Source organism: Tumebacillus algifaecis, assembly GCF_002243515.1.
Lineage (GTDB): Bacteria > Bacillota > Bacilli > Tumebacillales > Tumebacillaceae > Tumebacillus_A > Tumebacillus_A algifaecis.
Genome location: NZ_CP022657.1, coordinates 2306990 through 2322671, shown reverse-complemented (window position 1 = coordinate 2322671; position 15682 = coordinate 2306990). Strand labels below are relative to the sequence as shown.

Sequence of the window (15682 nt, the reverse complement as noted above, 5' to 3'; positions counted from 1 at the left end):
CTATGATAAAAAATTATTGTATAGATACAAAAAAGGAACATCCCATTTCACGGGGATGCTCCTTCGTTTTAGCCATCAAAACGGACACCTTACTGTCCAAACAGTGTCCGTGTATCTAGATCAATTGTAGTCGTTTGACTGCTTAATTCTGTCTTCAGGCTATGTGTTCAATGACTAGCCTTTAATTGGAAGCTCTGGCTTTTCTTCTGCCCACCATATCCTGCCACGACATCATTTGTATAGTATACTCAATCTATTCAAGATAGATCATCTTGCGCGTCATACCTCCGTCGATGACGAGATTTACACCGGTGATGAAGTCGTTGGCAGGATCGGTTAAGTAAAGGCAGGCGTTTGCAATGTCTTCCGGTCTCCCCACGCGTCCTGACGGGTGTTGCGCATGGTCTTCGGCGCGCAATTGGCTGTAATCTTTGGTCTCGATCCAACCTGGAGAGATCGCGTTGACTTGGATCTGATCGGGGCCGAGTGAGACAGCCAGGGCATGGGTCAATGCCAGAAGGCCCCCTTTGGAGGCGGCGTATGCTTCGGTGTTCGGCTCGGACATCAAGGCGCGCGTCGAGCTCATGTTGACGATCTTACCGCCTCCCCCCGCTTTCATCAGTTTGGCTGCTTCACGAGCACAAAGGAAGCTGCCGCGCAGGTTGAGGTTGAGAACCTCATCCCACTCCTCGACCGTCAGTTCGTATGGGGATTTCCAGCGCGAGATCCCTGCATTGTTGATCAGGATGTCAAGACGTCCATATTGCGCTTGGACTTCTGCAAACAGGCTTTCGATCGCCTGCGGGTCTCGAAGATCGGCTTGGATCGCTGTTACCTGGTCGAGGGCGATACTTGCGAGATCGACTGCGATCACCGATGCGCCTCGCGCTGCATACGTTTGCGCCACAACGCGACCAATTCCCTGCGCGGCTCCGCTGACGAGGACGATGCGATTGGTGAAAGTGTTCATTGGATCACTCCTTTGCCCTTTACGTTACCGAAGAAAAAATTTGAAATCAAGCGATGAGAAGGTGCTTTGATGAGTCAAAATTACCAACATCTGCTAGATGAGCAGGTTGTGCAGGCCGCCGTTGAAAAATACGGCTTGACCAGAGAGCGTCTCTTCGATCTGGGCAGCGGAAATGTGAACATCGTTTTCGAGCATCAAGTGAAGGAGCAGGAATATATCCTACGTCTGACGCATCGTTCGCGCCGTGCTTTGCAGGAGCTTATAGGCGAGGTCGATTTTGTGAATTACCTAGGCAGAAACGGCGCTCCTGTTTCCTGTGCTGTACCTTCGTTAGACGGAAATCTGGTTGAAGAGTTGCCCAACGGCTTTATGGCCGTCCGGTTTGAAAAAGCGGCAGGAAGGCTGCCGACGGAAGAAGATTGGCATGCGGACCTCTATTATCGCTGGGGCAAACTGACTGGCCAAATGCATCGGTTGAGCCGATCGTATCAGGCTCAGCCTGTTTTCAAGCGCCGGGAGTGGCATGAGGAAGAGTGGTTGAACATTGCGAAGTTCATCCCCGCTTCCCAGACCGCCGTTTTGCAACACGCAGAATCTTTGCTGGAAAACTTCGAGCGTTTGCCGATCGATCAGGCCGGATACGGGCTGATTCATAATGATCTGCATTCGCGAAATTTTCTCATACAAGATGACAAACTTACCGCATTCGATTTTGACGACTGCTGTTACAACTGGTATATAAGTGATCTGACGAATATCATCTATCAGGCGCTAACCCGATTTTCCAGACCCCCTCAAAGCGACGCAGAGGAAAAACAATTTGGCGAGCATTTTATGAGGCATTTTCTTGCCGGCTATCGAACCGAGTCAGATTTGGCGCAATCTTGGCTTACGACCATTCCCCAGTTCATGAAATTGCGCCGCCTGTTGCTTTACGTTTTTTATCATCAAGCATTCGATCTGGACAATCTCTCAGATCTGATGGCGAATCGAATCGCCCAAACCAGACGGGCGATCGAAACGGATGCCCCGCTGACCGACATCCGTTTTGAATCTTTGTGATATACTGGCAGTGCATACAGAGAAGGGGGAATTCTGTTGATTAAAAAGTTTCTTTCTAAAATTTGGATCGGTGCTGCTACGGTCAACCTCGTACTCGATGATTCCCGTGGTCGGATTGGTGAGGAAGTAAGCGGGAAAATTCTGGTCGAAGGCGGCAATGTCGATCAGAAGATTGACGCGATCCATGTCGATTTTCTGTTGGAAGCTCGACTTGATGACCGTACCGCCCGCAGCAGGATTCAGTCGGTGACAGTAGCCCAGGGCTTGCAGGTGAGAGCTGGTGAGAAACTTGAGTTCCCGTTTCGGCATCAACTGCCGGAACTTCCGCAGTCAACCCATTATGTGCGCTATACTTATCATACTCGCCTCGACATACCGCAAGCGCTGGACACACACGATTTTGATGAATTTATTCTACTCCCCCGCCCCTCGACCGCAACGGCACAAAACGCGTTGCATGCGCTCGGCTTCCGAGACAAGCAGGAGTCGGGCGTTTTCAACGGCCATTACCAAGAATTCGAATATCGTCCGGTACAAGGCCCGTTTGCGGGCCGCATCGATGAATTGGAAGTTGTCTACATCACCGAAGATCGCGGTCTGGTGCTCCACATCGAACTTGATAAAAAAGTCAAAGGGCTGCTGGGCGCGCTGGCCGACAAACTCGATCTTGACGAGTCACATTTCACGTTGCGCTTGTCCTTTGACACCTTGAGAGATCCAGAAGCTACATTAAATACAATCCATAAGGCACTGGAGTCCGAACTGAACAATCCGAAGCCCAACCGCTACCCGACCTTGCCAAGAGTGCGCAACAAACCGAAGCATAGCGGTCGTAGCCACGGGGTTGGCGGTGCGATCGCAGGTGGTATCGCCGGATATGCGATCGGTGACTTGCTGTTTGGCGGCAAATCGGGTGACGAATCATAAAAAGACCAGGGCATCCTCCCTGGTCTTTTGTATAGGGGTCATCACAACGCAATCAACTAGACATCGTGCGTAAAGCGCTTTCTTACCTATCAGTAAAAACCTCTTAAGTTCGGAGCGGTTTTTAGGTATTGCACTCTTTTTCCCCCGGATGGGCCAGCCAGCGATCGATCATGGTACGCAGTCGTTTCTGTCGATACAACAACAACCGCTTGATGAACTGCCGATCGCGGAGTTGCAAGTGTCGGCGTGGGGCGGAACGAACGGCAGCGTCGATATCGGAAACGCGCAGGTTTTCGATTTTTTGTATCATCGGCTCCAGACGCGCTTTGTCCGATTGAGCGGCGAGCAACCCCTGTGGCACGTTGTAGAAGCGCCAGATCTGCTCCCAAAGCGGGGAATTCCAAGGCCCGCGCTTCCATTTGCGCGGTGATCCGTACAAAGTCAGACCATGATCGATCAGGTACCATTTATACGGTTCGTCTGGGGCATTGCGGTAGAGGATCAAGTTTTTACCCTTGGCGCGGTCGATATTGGCAATCCATGCATCAAAGACGACCATTTGGGCGAGCAGGTCAAATTGCTCGATGTGTTGTTCAGGTGCGAGTTTGACTGCCGGATCTGCTTCCCGCCACGTGATCACTTCTTCGGCATCGACCTGCAGGGAGACGATCCCTTCTTGAGGGATGCCGGTTGGGCCCCAGACGATCGCCATTTCTAATTCACAGACAGGAAATCCGAGGCGTTTGGCGAGCGCAGCCGCAATGATTTCATTGGCGATCATCGGGCCGGCGAAGTACCATTGCTCTTTGGTGGCGAACTTAAAGTAGCCGCGCGTATCCGCTTCGTCACGCACCACCCAAACTTGTCCTTGGCGTTTCTCTTTCCAAGGCCGTTCGAGTTTCCAATGGTGTTTTTGCATTCTTGCCCCCCCTTTCCGCAATCAACGCTTGAAAAAGCGCTCCGTATCGGAAAGCAATCTCTGCCCAACTAAAGCGTGCCGCCAACTTCAGTCCTTCCGCTGTTCGACGTGCTGTGCGTTCCGGATCTTGCCACATCGATCGTATCCCTGCAGCGATCGTTTGTGGTGATATATCGGAAAGCACGGAGGCCACTTTTTCATCGATGTAGTGCGACAGGCCGCCGCTTTGGGTGGCGACAAGCGGTGCTCCTGCGGCCAAAGCTTCAAGTGCTGTCAGTCCGAATGACTCGGAGCGGCTAGGCACAAGTACTGCGCCGGCAGCTGTGTAGGCACGATGCACCTCTTGGTGTGAGCGATGTCCGAGCCAGCGCACCGAATCGCTCAGCCCGAGATCTTCACACAGCTTATGCAGATGTTTCGTGTAGCGTTCAGTTCCCGTACCGATCACGGACAGCTTCACGTGCGGATCTTCTGCTCGCAACAGGGCGATCGCATGCAGTAACTCTTCAATCCCTTTGACTGGTATCAGCCGACCGACGAACAAGAGCGGATGATTGATTGGTCGCGAGGCGGCGTTATGCAGTGTCACTCCGTTTGGGATGATCGTGATCTTGCCCTGACATCTGGGATACTTGTGCTCGATCTCCTCCTGCAACCAGAGGCTGGGGACGGTGATGCTGTCCGCTTCGACCAGCAAACGTTCCTGCCGTGCGACGACCAGTTCTCGTTCCGCATTCGCTTTTTCATGAAGGACAAGCGAATGGCAGGTGTAGACCAGTGGAATGTTCCATCTCGCTCTACAGCGCAGTGCGAGTTCTAAACACTGCACGCTGTGCACATGCAGCAGTTCGGGTGGGTCATCAGGTTGTTGAAGAAGCCATTGTTCAAGAGGCTCGGGAAAAAAATGTGTGCGAGATGTATAGGATGATTGCTGGGGCAAGCGTACCACTTTTAGATTGTCCAACGATCTGACCTGTCCGTAGCGCTTTGGCCCCTTGGTCAGCACGGTAATTTGACAAGTTTTATCCTGAGCCAGCGCGTTGGTCAACTCGGTGGCGACGATGCCCAGCCCACCGATAATGAACGGGCGAAATTCATTGCTCATCACCAAAAGCCGCATCTGTACTCCTCTCCTTTATTGGTTCATTTCCAAAGGCATCATGTGTTTTGTGGTTGCCTTTCCGTGCATTTCCTATTATGTTATGGATAGAGACGCCGAATTGGGATGGACGGCTCTTGAAATAGGCGAATCTGCATCTTTTAGTCGGGCAGACCGTACTACTAGTTGTATTTAAAAAAAGGAGTGGATCTTGGTTGGATATTGCCTTGCAGATTCTCGCCGTTCTCATCGCAACGCTCTTTATGCTGGCCGCCTTGTTCACAACGCTCGTTCCGATTTTTCCGGGCGGTGCGTTGCTGGTCATTCCAGGTGCGTTGATCTACGGTTGGATCGTTGATTTTTCAGACCTTTCCTGGGGCTTTTGGTTGGGTCAATCGGTGCTGATCATCGTGGGCATGATCAGCGACAACGTGGCGCAAATCCTTGGGATCAAGAAGATGGGCGGCTCGAAGGCAGGAATGATCGGTGGTACGATCGGGATGTTCGTTCTACCTTTTCTCATCTCGTTCTTGGGCCCGCTCGCATTGATCTTCGGCCCATTGCTGGGTGCGATCGTTGGCGCGATGTTAGGTGAGATGTACATGCGCCGCAAGCGCGATGAAGTGATAAAAGTTGGTTTCGGCTCAGCGCTCAGCTTTTTGGCTGGCACGTTTTTGAAGGTGCTGCTCGTCGGCATTCAGATCGCTTGGTTTTATATGGCCATTTTCTAAAAAACGACCGTTTAACGGTTTGCCCTCCTCGATCTTGGGAATAGTACCAAGAAAAGGAGGGCCTTTATTTATGGGTATGGGTTTTTGGTACGAAGCGAGAGAGCACCGAGATGCGGCAGAAGATCTTTATGAAACGACTTGGTGGCAAGAACTGATGAACGACCCCCATTTTAAGAACTTGTATGAACGAAATTATAATGTGCGGCTCAATATGAGCAGTGCCGATTACATACGCAAATTAATCAACTCCGAAACGGAGCGCCGCACTTTTGTCGAAGCGGTGTTGCATCCACCCCTTGGTCGCCACGCCACACCTGATCAGGAGTGACTTCTGACGCCAAAGGCACATCGTTTGGGCGTTGTGCGTACTATGTAAGACCACTCCCCCATCTCACCATTCGCAGGAGCTCGCTCCTTTAGAAGAAAGGGTGCAAAGCGATGAAAAAAATTCATTTTGTAGGCATTAAAGGGACTGGAATGAGCGCATTGGCGCAGTTGTACGCTCGGATGGGATATGAGGTGTCCGGATCGGACAGTCAGGAAGTGTTTTTTACGGACGAACTGCTCTCGAAAGCGGGAATCACATATATCGGCTTACCGTCTCCTGAAAAAGTTGAACACGCGGACGTGGTCGTTCACTCTTCTGCATACAATCATGAGCATGTCGAAATCAAACGGGCGCTGGAGCTCGGAATTCCCGTTTTCACCTATCCAGAAATGCTCGGTCGGATCACGATGGAACGGCCTGCCGTATTAATTTCCGGTACGCACGGCAAGACGACGACAACTTCGATGATCGGCGCGCTGCTCACCCACAATGAGATGGACCCGATGGTGGTGATCGGTAGCAAAAACTATAACATCGGTAGCAATGCGCGTTATGGCGCAGGAATGCTCATCGCGGAAGCATGTGAATACAAGCGTAATTTTCTCAACTACTCGCCGCAAATTTTGATTGTCAACAACATTGACTTCGATCATCCCGACTATTTCAAAGATCACGACGATGTACACCAAGCGTTTCAACAGTTGGCCGACAAATTGCCGTTCGATGGGCTGTTGATCGCCTGTGGGGATGATCGGCGCTGCCGGATGCTGACGACCCATGCGAAAGTGGTCTATTTTGGCCTTCATCCGAGCAATGACATTTACGCGACCAACATTCAAGAAACGCGGGGTGTACTACGCTTTGATGTGTGGGAAAAGAGCGTACCACTGGGAACGGTGCAGTTCCGCTCACTTGGGCAACACAATGTACTGAATGCTCTGGCAACGATCGCACTCGCCCGGCATCTGAATATTCCTTTTGAAATGGTGCGGGCATCGTTGCAAGACTTTCAAGGTGTTTACCGTCGCTTTGACTATCTCGGTCGGCTAGGTCAGATGGACTTTTACGATGATTATGCACACCATCCAAGCGAAATACAAACCACGCTGCGCGCGGTGAAGAACTCATTCCCCGAAGATCGTCTGATCACCGTCTTTCAACCGCACACCTATTCACGGACAAAAAAATTTCTGCAAGAGTTTGCCGACTCGTTGACGCTGTCTGATGAGGTCCTCCTCGTCAAACTTTTCTCTTCGGCCCGCGAAGCGGACCCCGGAGATCAGCTGTCCGAACAGTTGGCCGATGCGATTCGCGAACGCGGCAAGACGGTGACCTTCGTCGAGGACTTTCAACAGGGCAGTCACTATTTGCGCCAGTATGCGAAGGATCAGCAAGGCATCGTGCTGACGATGGGGGCGGGAAACGTCCGAGGGATCGGAGAAGACTCACTTTCCCTGCTTTTGGAATCAAAATCGGAATAAATGAAGAAAAGGCCGCCTCTTTGGGCGGCCTTTTTGTTTATCCCCCCAAATCCGCTCCCTATGGGGCTTTAGGCTTGAGGGTACCTAGGATACTAACTCGTAAAATAAGAGGCTTACAGAGGGAAATAGAAGGGATGTTTTTTCATAGAGTTAGATGATTTATGTAAACCAATGCAAATCGAATCCACTTTTAGTGCAGGATTGGTCTTGAAAAACAATATTTCTATAGAGTATGGCGATAATAACCTGTTATCGCTATAATAAGAACATAGAGATTTGACATAGAAAGGAATGGTAATGATGAATGATGATACGCGCAATCTGCCTACTGTGATCGGTGCGCAGGTTCCTAGCATGGCACAGGAGATGGGGATCTTGCACGATGAACATTTGATTACCCTCTTCCTGAATCGTCCCCGTCCTAAACAATGGTCGAAGATGACACGAAAAGCTTATCATCATGACCTGGAGGCTTTTCTAAAATTTATCGATGGCACTCCCCTCGCCCAAGTGACCTATGTGCAATTGGTTGAATATTGCTATAGCCTGCAACACTATGCGTCCGCAACGCAGCAGAGAATGATCAACGTGATGCGTTCCCTTTTTCTCTTCGCTCACCGACTTGGATACATGGTCAGAAATCCTTCTGTGCTGATCGCGGCCCCACGCGTTCCGATCCGCGCTACCCATAAACGTTCGCTTTCCGTTTCCGAAGCTCAAAAATTATTAGAGACGGCCAGGCGCCTCGACCGGGCCTATCTGATGGTCGTTTTGCTGATCACGACCGGAGTTCGTGTCGAAGAATTGTGCCAAGGCAATTGGGGCGACCTCTATGAAGATATGCGTGGCAACATCGGTTGGATGGTGCGCGGGAAAGGTGATAAAGACCGCCCCGTGCTGATTCGCCCTGATGTTTGGGCACTCTTACAGGAGTTCCGTATCAAAAATGGGCTCAATCCAGAGCTCGATCATCGCGATAAGACTCCGCTCATCTTTACGCGCCGTCTCACACGCTACCGTCAGAACGGCATTCGCGACATGATGTACCGCCTGTCCGATGCAGCCGGACTCTCCCGCCGCATCTCGCCGCACATTTTGCGTCACACTTGTGCGACTTTTTCTTTGGAGGCGGAAGCACCGCTCTTGCAGGTACAGCGTCAAATGGGACACGAGAGCTTACGCACGACCGAACGCTATCTCCATGATATTCGCGAACTTTCGGAAAGCGCTGGTGCCTACATTAATCAAGTATCAATTTAGTAGTCTATAATTATATTATGTCCACTAGGTTTCAATCATGAATACTCAACACTTCACTTTTTTGAACTATCCTAGTCTCCGTCATACACGCCACTTCCCTGGATTCCTCTGAAGTGAAGAGCAAGCTGAGGTCTGTCGTCTCGAGACCTCGGCTTTTTGTATTAGCAACACGCCTGCTTCCCTCTGCTAGATAACGAACGACCCCACTTTGCTTTTTTTCCTCGTCATTCGGCATCATCGTATGCGATCACCTTGTTGCTCCGGTTCGAATCGCTCGGTCCACCCCTCCACTGATTTCCTTTGAACATGAAAAAGCACCGCCGAGATTGGATTTCGGATACCCGAGGGTTGCCTAGATCACGATAAGCGGTGCGATTCGAGCACAGAGCCAATGCGCCCTATTTCATTTTTTTGACTTCGTTCCAGCGTGACCGCAGTAGGGTCCACAGTCCCGGATCTTCCACACCGAGTCGCCACATCGTAATTCCTGCCAGCCCCAAGCGATCGATCAACTTGATTTTTTGCGACATGCTGGAGGTGTTTTCGAACCAGATTTGATGTTCGGCTCCACTGCTGTCCGTATAGCGACAGGTCGGAGTTTGGCTCTTGGCATCAAATTGCACACTCGTTCTGTATTGACGTGCTCTATTCATCGCTCCTTCAAAGGAAAGGTATTCTGGCACCTCGTTTCGTCCTTTCCAGTCATAAGCATATCCTGCGACGCCGAGCAATAGTTTGTGCGGCGGGACACCATTTTCCAAGGCAAATAGGCTACCCATTTCCGTCCAGCCAATCGAGGACAGCGGACCGGCCTGGGTGTGCATGCGATGTTCAGTATTGAGGATTAGACAGACCAAGTCGGCCAGTCGGCCAACGCTCGCCAAGTCGAGCGGAGCGCTAGGTACACCCTCATGATCTGGGAAAAGCGGTACGTTGACCACCAATTTCAATCTATATTCCTGACACATGTCGGCCAGTTTGGCCAAGAAAGTGCGAAAGTGATCTTGATCATCTTCATAGAGGTCAAACCAATCGAGCAATAGGCCATCCAGCCCAAATTTGCTATACGTGTCCAACACTTTGCTCAAAAAACGGTCCGGGTGATACGCCATCACCTGATGTGCGACTTCTTTGCTGGATACGGTACCTTGGTAATAGGAATTGGTGAGTATCGCAAAGACTCGCACATTGCGCTGGTGAGCAGAAGCAACTGTCGCTTCGACCACATCGGGGGTGACAAAAGACTGTATATCCCACGGTTCGAGCGGAGCGGGTTGAAACCAGATCGGAAAAATCCCAGTCAGGCCGTCCTGCCCCACTTTTTCTAAAGTCTTCTCACTTCCCGGATATACACCTTCTCGACCGGTGTGTACCGCGAATGCGTAGCGTGGACGCCGCGGTCGAATCAGCTTTTGCTTCGGTTCTCGTTTCGGTGGCGCTTTCGGTACATGCAGCAGTGAGCCGGGCGTGAGCACCGCTTCTTTTGATATGCGATTCAGACGGGCAATCGTCCAGGCGGTCGTGTCATAACGGTTTGCAATCGATTCCAAGGTTTCGCCCGCTTGAATGATCACATACGTTAACTGCGTCTGGGACACATGCCCACCTCCATTTTCTTAACTGATTGGAGCCCATATTTTCCGTTATACACGCCACTTCGCTGGCGATTCCTCCCCCAAGAGCCAGAGTTGGCCGACTGCCAACTTGTGTTGGCGCACAATGTCGAGCTCTAGGCTGACGCTCCGCCGCACATTATCCATACCACCCTTCATCTGGCTGCAAAAGGAATCGATCACACATTTCACTCTTTCGAGCTATCCTATGCAGGCGCTCGCCTTGATGACATAAAACATGTTATGGAAATTAAAAACGACACCCCGCTCAACCGGAGTGTCGTTCGTAAATGTTTTGTCCCGCTCGATAGGTCGTGACAACGCGTAGTTCTTCATCAAGATACAGGAAGTCTGCATCATATCCGGCCTGTAATCGGCCTTTATTCTCCCCCGCTCCGATCACGCGAGCCGGAGTTGCAGAGGCCATTTTGACCGCTTCAGCCAATGGGACGCCGCAGAGTGTGACCATGTTTTGCACAGCTTTCTCCAGCGTCAACGTGCTGCCTGCTAACGTGCCATCTGCTAAGCGAGCTTCCCCGTTTTGCATGTATACGCTCAAACCGCCAAGATCATACCGGCCATCTTCCATACCGACGGCACGCATGCTATCGGAGACGAGCACAAGTCGATCACTTTGCTTCAAGCGGTATAAGATGCTCATCGCCACCGGATGAACATGGATGCCATCGGCGATCAATTCGGCGGTCAGTTCGTCATGGTACATGGCCGCACCGACGACGCCCGGTTCGCGATGATGCAAGCCGCGCATCGCGTTATAACAGTGCGTGACATGCGACAAACCGTGAGGAATCGCTGCTTTGACTTGCTCATAGGTGGCATCCGAATGACCGACCGAAGCTTTGACACCCTGTTCGCTCAAATAGGCGATCACAGCGTCAGCATGCTGGTTTTCCGGAGCCATCGTGACCAGTTTGACGAGCCCGCCACCTGCTGAAAGCAACGTTTTCGCATCCTCGATTGTCGGGCCGATGACATGATCGGCATTTTGCGCACCTTTGTGTTTGCTATTGATCCACGGACCTTCCAAATGGACCCCGAGCAGTTCGGCCCCATCAAAAGTGTCATCTGCGCAGCGTTTGCATGCATCAAGCACGAGCACCAGTTGGTCGATGCTTGCGGTCAGCGTCGTAGCCAAAAACGACGTGACCCCATAGGAAGCGAGCGACTTGGCGACGCCGCGCAAAGCATCTGCTGTGCCGTCCATCACATCATACCCATTCGCTCCGTGGATGTGAATGTCCACATAGCCGGGTACGAGATATCCTGTAGTGCACACAACATCTGGAATTTCCCCGCGGGATGGACCGGCATAGACGATTTTTCCCTGTTCGCAGATCAGAATCCCGTTTTCCAGCACCCCGTCATCGCAAACCAATTTTCCTTGTACGATCAAGTCGCTCACCACCTCATCCCCTTGTCTTGCCGGAGCTCGGCGGGAAGAAGAGCGGCCGCCGCTTCGTCCAGCAAAAAGATACAGTCGGGGTGAAGTTGCAGCACCGAAGCAGGATGATCTTCACTCACATCACCGCAAACTGCGCGGTAAACGGCTTCGCTTTTGTCCGCTCCTGCTGCTAGCAGAAGGACGCGGCGTGCGTTCATAATGCTTTTTAGCCCCATCGTAATCGCGTGTGTCGGCACTTCCCCCAAATGCGAGAAGAACCGCGCGTTCGCTTGGCGAGTGCTTTCGGCCAACTTGACGAGGTGGGTCGGTCTTCCAAACGCCTCCCCCGGTTCGTTAAATCCGATATGACCGTTGCGCCCAATCCCGAGCACTTGGATGTCGATGCCTCCCGTTTCAACGATCAGCCGTTCATAAGCGGCACAGTGTTCCGCAATATCATCAGGTTGACCATTTGGGATGTGAGTATTGGCTGGTACGACATCAATCTGGGAGAACAGGTTCTCCTCCATAAAGCTGCGATAGCTTTGCGGATGATCGGGAGCAAGTCCGAGATATTCATCAAGATTGAACGTTTTGACAGCTGCCAGCGAGAGTCGGCCCTGTTGCACCTCTTCGATCAGATAACGGTATAAGCCAAGCGGCGTGCTCCCAGTGGCCAGACCTACTACGAGATCTGGTCGGTTGGCAATCTGTTCAGCGACCAACGCGGCTGCTCGCTTGCTGATCGAATCATAATCTCGCTCGACCAAAAGTTTCACTCTGCCCCACGCTCCTTTCTACTCACTCAAACGCGACGCTGTGAAACGTGCGTCGCCAATCTACAATCCCCGCTTTGACTTGCGGGTGCACACGGTTGGTAAGAACAACCGCCTCCGTGTCGCTCTCCGGATCATACCAAAGCGAAGTTCCGGTAAATCCGGTATGTCCAAATGCGTTCGACTTGTACGCAATCTCAAACCCGAGACCCCGTGCAAGGTTGAGCCCCTTCGTCCGATTGCTGACGACAAGGCTGACGAGATCGCGATCCAAGTAGGTTTGGCCCCCGACCTGACCGCCCTCGCGCCACATTGCCAAGTAACGAGCCACATCCTCCACCGTAGAAAACAGCCCTGCATGTCCGCTGATCCCGTGTAGCCCGTAGTAACAATTGCCGTCGTTCACAGTTCCATAGCTGGTCGCAGTTCGCCAAGCCAGCGCAGCTATATCTTGTTCGGTGATGAAAAAGGCTCCCTCGGGCAACATGCCAGTACGACATTTTTCTGCGTACTCCATGCACATGCCATGCTCCAAAACATTTCCAACCTCAGTCGCAACAAAAATGGGCCCGATCTGACTTTCTTTGCTAGTGGATGGCACAGGTACATCGTGCTGAGCGTAGAATCCGGTCGCTGACAGTTCGAGCGGCTCAAATACCAACTGGCTGCAAATCTCCACCAGCGACTTTTGCCAGATGCGCTCGAGGAGAAACCCGGCAAGTTGCATGCCGAGATCGCTGTAAACCACGCGTGTGCATGGCTCATATTCGAGCGGCTCACGACAGATCTGACGGCAATATTCTTCCGCTGTGTGCAACCTGACATAGTAAGGCCGCCATGCGGGGAGACCGGAAGTGTGGGTGAGCAGATGGGTCAGTGTGACCGCGCGTCTGCTCCCTTCCGCCCCCCACTCTGGCAAATAATCGGCGATCGGACGGTCAAGCGATACTTTTCCCGCGCGCACTGTGCGCAACACGGCCGGAAGCGTCGCCATCACTTTGGTCAATGACGCGATGTCGAACGTCATCCCAGCCCGCATCGCCCGCACTTTTGGCACGATCTCCGCATGGCCGAACGTATCGTTTAGCACCAACTGGCCCTTTTTCCTGACCGATACTGCTGCACCTGGAAAAACGCCCTGTTCGATACCTGCACGTACAAGACTGTGCAGACGATCGCCCAAGTTCGTCATTCCTTGACACCACCCATGGTGAGACCTTTGATGAAGTAGCGTTGGAAGGCAATGAAGACGACGATCATCGGTATGGCCGCGATGGCCGCACCGCTCATCAGCAGCTTAAAGATGGCCAAATTCTGATCCTGTAACGTTTTTAGACCCACAGGCAGCGTGTATAGGCTCGCGTCGTCAAGCACGATGATCGGCCACAAGAACGAGTTCCACACATTCATAAATGTGAAAATGCCAAGTGTAGCCATCGCCGGTTTCGCCAGCGGCACGACGATCTTCCAAAACGTCTTCCACTCCGATGCACCGTCAATGCGTGCCGCTTCCAACAGCTCGGTCGGAACGGACAGCATGTATTGTCGCATCAAGAAAACGCCAAAGACCATCGACAAATCTGGCAAGATCAGCGCCCAATGCGTATTCATCAATTTCAGTTCCCCGACCATCATGAACAAAGGAACCAAGGTGATCTGTCCTGGAATCATCATCGTCGCGATGATCGACCAGAAGATGAAATTACGACCGGGGAAGTTCTTTTTCGCCAACACGTATCCGGCCATCGTGTCGAGCAACAAGATGCCGATCGTGACGACAATCGCGATGTATGCTGAGTTGAAAAACCAACGCCAGATGTTCGTTCCGGCAAATAGCGTTTTAAAGCCGGAGAACGTATCTGCTACGATCGCACTCATCCGTTCGCGATGGTGCTCTGCCTGCACGATGTCACCCGCCGATTCGGCATCGCGCGCTAATCCCCATTCCTCAAAATACTTGGGAATGCCCATCGGATAAAGTTTGGGCGGTTCTGAATCCACATATGAAATGACCTGCCCGGTCGTCTCATCCTGGTATTCGGATAGTTGAAGCGCGGTCGTGAATACCCAGTACAGCGGAAGCAAGGAGATGATCGCCCAGACCACCAAGACGGTGTAGGTGATTAACTTTGAAGATGTTCGTCTCAATTTCATGGTTTTCGCCTCCTACTCTTCCCCTTTGCGGTACATGATTCGGTATTGTACAACCCCGAAGATCAGGGTGATGATAAACAACACCACAGCCTGTGCCGAGGCCAACCCAAATTCCAAATCGCGGAAAGCCGTTTTGTAAATCAGATGTACGACCGTCTCCGTCGCGTCACCTGGCCCGCCACCCGTCATCAGGATGACCTGGATAAACACCTGAAACGAACCGATCAGTGACAGCATGGTCAGATACAGCGTGGTCGGCTTGAGCAGCGGCACCGTGATCCGCCACCATCTTTGGAACGAATTCGCTCCATCGATCTTCGCCGACTCATACAGCGATTCGGGAATGGAGCCCATCGCCGCCAGATACATGATGATCCCTACGCCCGGCGGAATCAGAACACTCATGATGATCAGTGCCCACAGCGCTGTATCAGACTGGTTCAGCCAGTCTTGAGGCGGGATTCCGAAAAAGTCCAAGAAATAATTGAACAGACCAAAGCGATAGTTATACACCCAGCGCCAAACCATCGCGATGATTACCATCGACGTAACGGTCGGCAAGTAGAAGGCACCACGGAAGAAACTTTGCGACATTCGGCCAAGCGGATAGATCAGCGTGGAGAGACCCAGCGCCAAAATGATGTTCAAAGGCACCGTAATGACCGTATATTTCAAAGTGTTGAGTAACGCCACGCGGTACGTTTCGCTTTCGAATGTTTTGATGAAGTTGTCAAATCCAACCCATTTGCTTCCTGAATACCCGTACTCCTGAAAAGCGATCAGAAAAGCCCAAAATACGGGGATCACGATAAACAGAATGAACAAGATCAATTTTGGTAGCAAAAACAGATAAGCGGCCCGCTGTTTCCACATTTCTTTCAGCAGTCCATTGGAGGCCTTCACATCCGTTCCCCCGATGCTCAAAATTTTAGGTGTGAGGGGGACCCTTGGCAATCAGGG

General features: G+C 51.8%; 15 protein-coding genes. 6 read left to right on the top strand and 9 right to left on the bottom strand.

Going from position 1 to position 15682, the window contains the following annotated elements:
• Positions 1–253: 253 nt before the first annotated feature.
• Positions 254–970 carry an SDR family NAD(P)-dependent oxidoreductase gene (locus CIG75_RS10300; protein WP_094236591.1) on the bottom strand — a complete coding sequence of 239 codons (717 nt, stop codon included), beginning with the start codon at positions 968–970 and terminating at the stop codon, positions 254–256.
• Positions 971–1039: 69 nt separating this feature from the next.
• On the opposite strand from CIG75_RS10300, the gene CIG75_RS10295 reads away from it, so the two are divergent.
• Positions 1040–2032, top strand: coding sequence for a phosphotransferase enzyme family protein (locus tag CIG75_RS10295; protein WP_094236590.1), 993 nt, complete (start codon positions 1040–1042; stop codon positions 2030–2032).
• 36 nt (positions 2033–2068) lie between these two features.
• A complete protein-coding gene (locus CIG75_RS10290) occupies positions 2069–2959 on the top strand; it encodes a sporulation protein (RefSeq protein ID WP_157729500.1) in 891 nt (296 codons plus the stop codon).
• Between the two features lie 121 nt (positions 2960–3080).
• Here the strand turns inward: CIG75_RS10290 and CIG75_RS10285 are convergent, their stop codons facing one another.
• Positions 3081–3878 carry a HipA family kinase gene (locus CIG75_RS10285; RefSeq protein ID WP_094236588.1) on the bottom strand — a complete coding sequence of 266 codons (798 nt, stop codon included), beginning with the start codon at positions 3876–3878 and terminating at the stop codon, positions 3081–3083.
• A complete protein-coding gene (locus CIG75_RS10280) occupies positions 3805–4998 on the bottom strand; it encodes a glycosyltransferase family 4 protein (protein ID WP_094236587.1) in 1194 nt (397 codons plus the stop codon). Before CIG75_RS10280 ends, CIG75_RS10285 begins: the two co-directional genes overlap by 74 nt.
• Positions 4999–5192: 194 nt before the next feature.
• Between CIG75_RS10280 and CIG75_RS10275 the strand changes: the two genes are divergently transcribed.
• From CIG75_RS10275 to CIG75_RS10260, 4 genes are all read left to right on the top strand, one after another.
• The gene (locus CIG75_RS10275; protein ID WP_094236586.1) at positions 5193–5708 is read left to right on the top strand and encodes a DUF456 domain-containing protein; all 516 of its coding nucleotides are present in this window, start codon (positions 5193–5195) and stop codon (positions 5706–5708) included.
• A gap of 70 nt (positions 5709–5778) precedes the next feature.
• On the top strand, positions 5779–6036 hold the full coding sequence (locus tag CIG75_RS10270; protein WP_094236585.1) for a hypothetical protein: 258 nt from the start codon (positions 5779–5781) through the stop codon (positions 6034–6036).
• A gap of 110 nt (positions 6037–6146) precedes the next feature.
• Entirely contained in the window at positions 6147–7517 is a 1371-nt protein-coding gene (gene murC, locus CIG75_RS10265) for a UDP-N-acetylmuramate--L-alanine ligase (protein WP_094236584.1), read from the top strand.
• Positions 7518–7814: 297 nt separating this feature from the next.
• The gene (locus tag CIG75_RS10260; RefSeq protein ID WP_172844447.1) at positions 7815–8777 is read left to right on the top strand and encodes a tyrosine-type recombinase/integrase; all 963 of its coding nucleotides are present in this window, start codon (positions 7815–7817) and stop codon (positions 8775–8777) included.
• 398 nt (positions 8778–9175) lie between these two features.
• Here the strand turns inward: CIG75_RS10260 and CIG75_RS10250 are convergent, their stop codons facing one another.
• The 6 genes from CIG75_RS10250 to CIG75_RS10225 all read right to left on the bottom strand — a co-directional run bounded on the left by CIG75_RS10250 (position 9176) and on the right by CIG75_RS10225 (position 15625).
• Entirely contained in the window at positions 9176–10375 is a 1200-nt protein-coding gene (locus CIG75_RS10250; protein ID WP_094236581.1) for a LysM peptidoglycan-binding domain-containing protein, read from the bottom strand.
• Positions 10376–10658: 283 nt separating this feature from the next.
• Complete coding sequence (gene nagA, locus CIG75_RS10245; protein ID WP_094236580.1) at positions 10659–11813, bottom strand: N-acetylglucosamine-6-phosphate deacetylase; 1155 nt, start codon at positions 11811–11813, stop codon at positions 10659–10661.
• Entirely contained in the window at positions 11810–12571 is a 762-nt protein-coding gene (gene nagB, locus CIG75_RS10240; RefSeq protein ID WP_094236579.1) for a glucosamine-6-phosphate deaminase, read from the bottom strand. Before nagB ends, nagA begins: the two co-directional genes overlap by 4 nt.
• A gap of 22 nt (positions 12572–12593) precedes the next feature.
• Positions 12594–13760: a serine hydrolase domain-containing protein gene (locus tag CIG75_RS10235; RefSeq protein WP_094236578.1), complete on the bottom strand. Its 1167-nt coding sequence runs from the start codon at positions 13758–13760 to the stop codon at positions 12594–12596.
• Complete coding sequence (locus CIG75_RS10230) at positions 13757–14722, bottom strand: carbohydrate ABC transporter permease (RefSeq protein ID WP_094236577.1); 966 nt, start codon at positions 14720–14722, stop codon at positions 13757–13759. The genes CIG75_RS10235 and CIG75_RS10230 overlap by 4 nt, the downstream gene beginning before the upstream one ends.
• Positions 14723–14734: 12 nt before the next feature.
• Entirely contained in the window at positions 14735–15625 is an 891-nt protein-coding gene (locus CIG75_RS10225; RefSeq protein WP_227874194.1) for a carbohydrate ABC transporter permease, read from the bottom strand.
• Positions 15626–15682 lie beyond the last annotated feature (57 nt).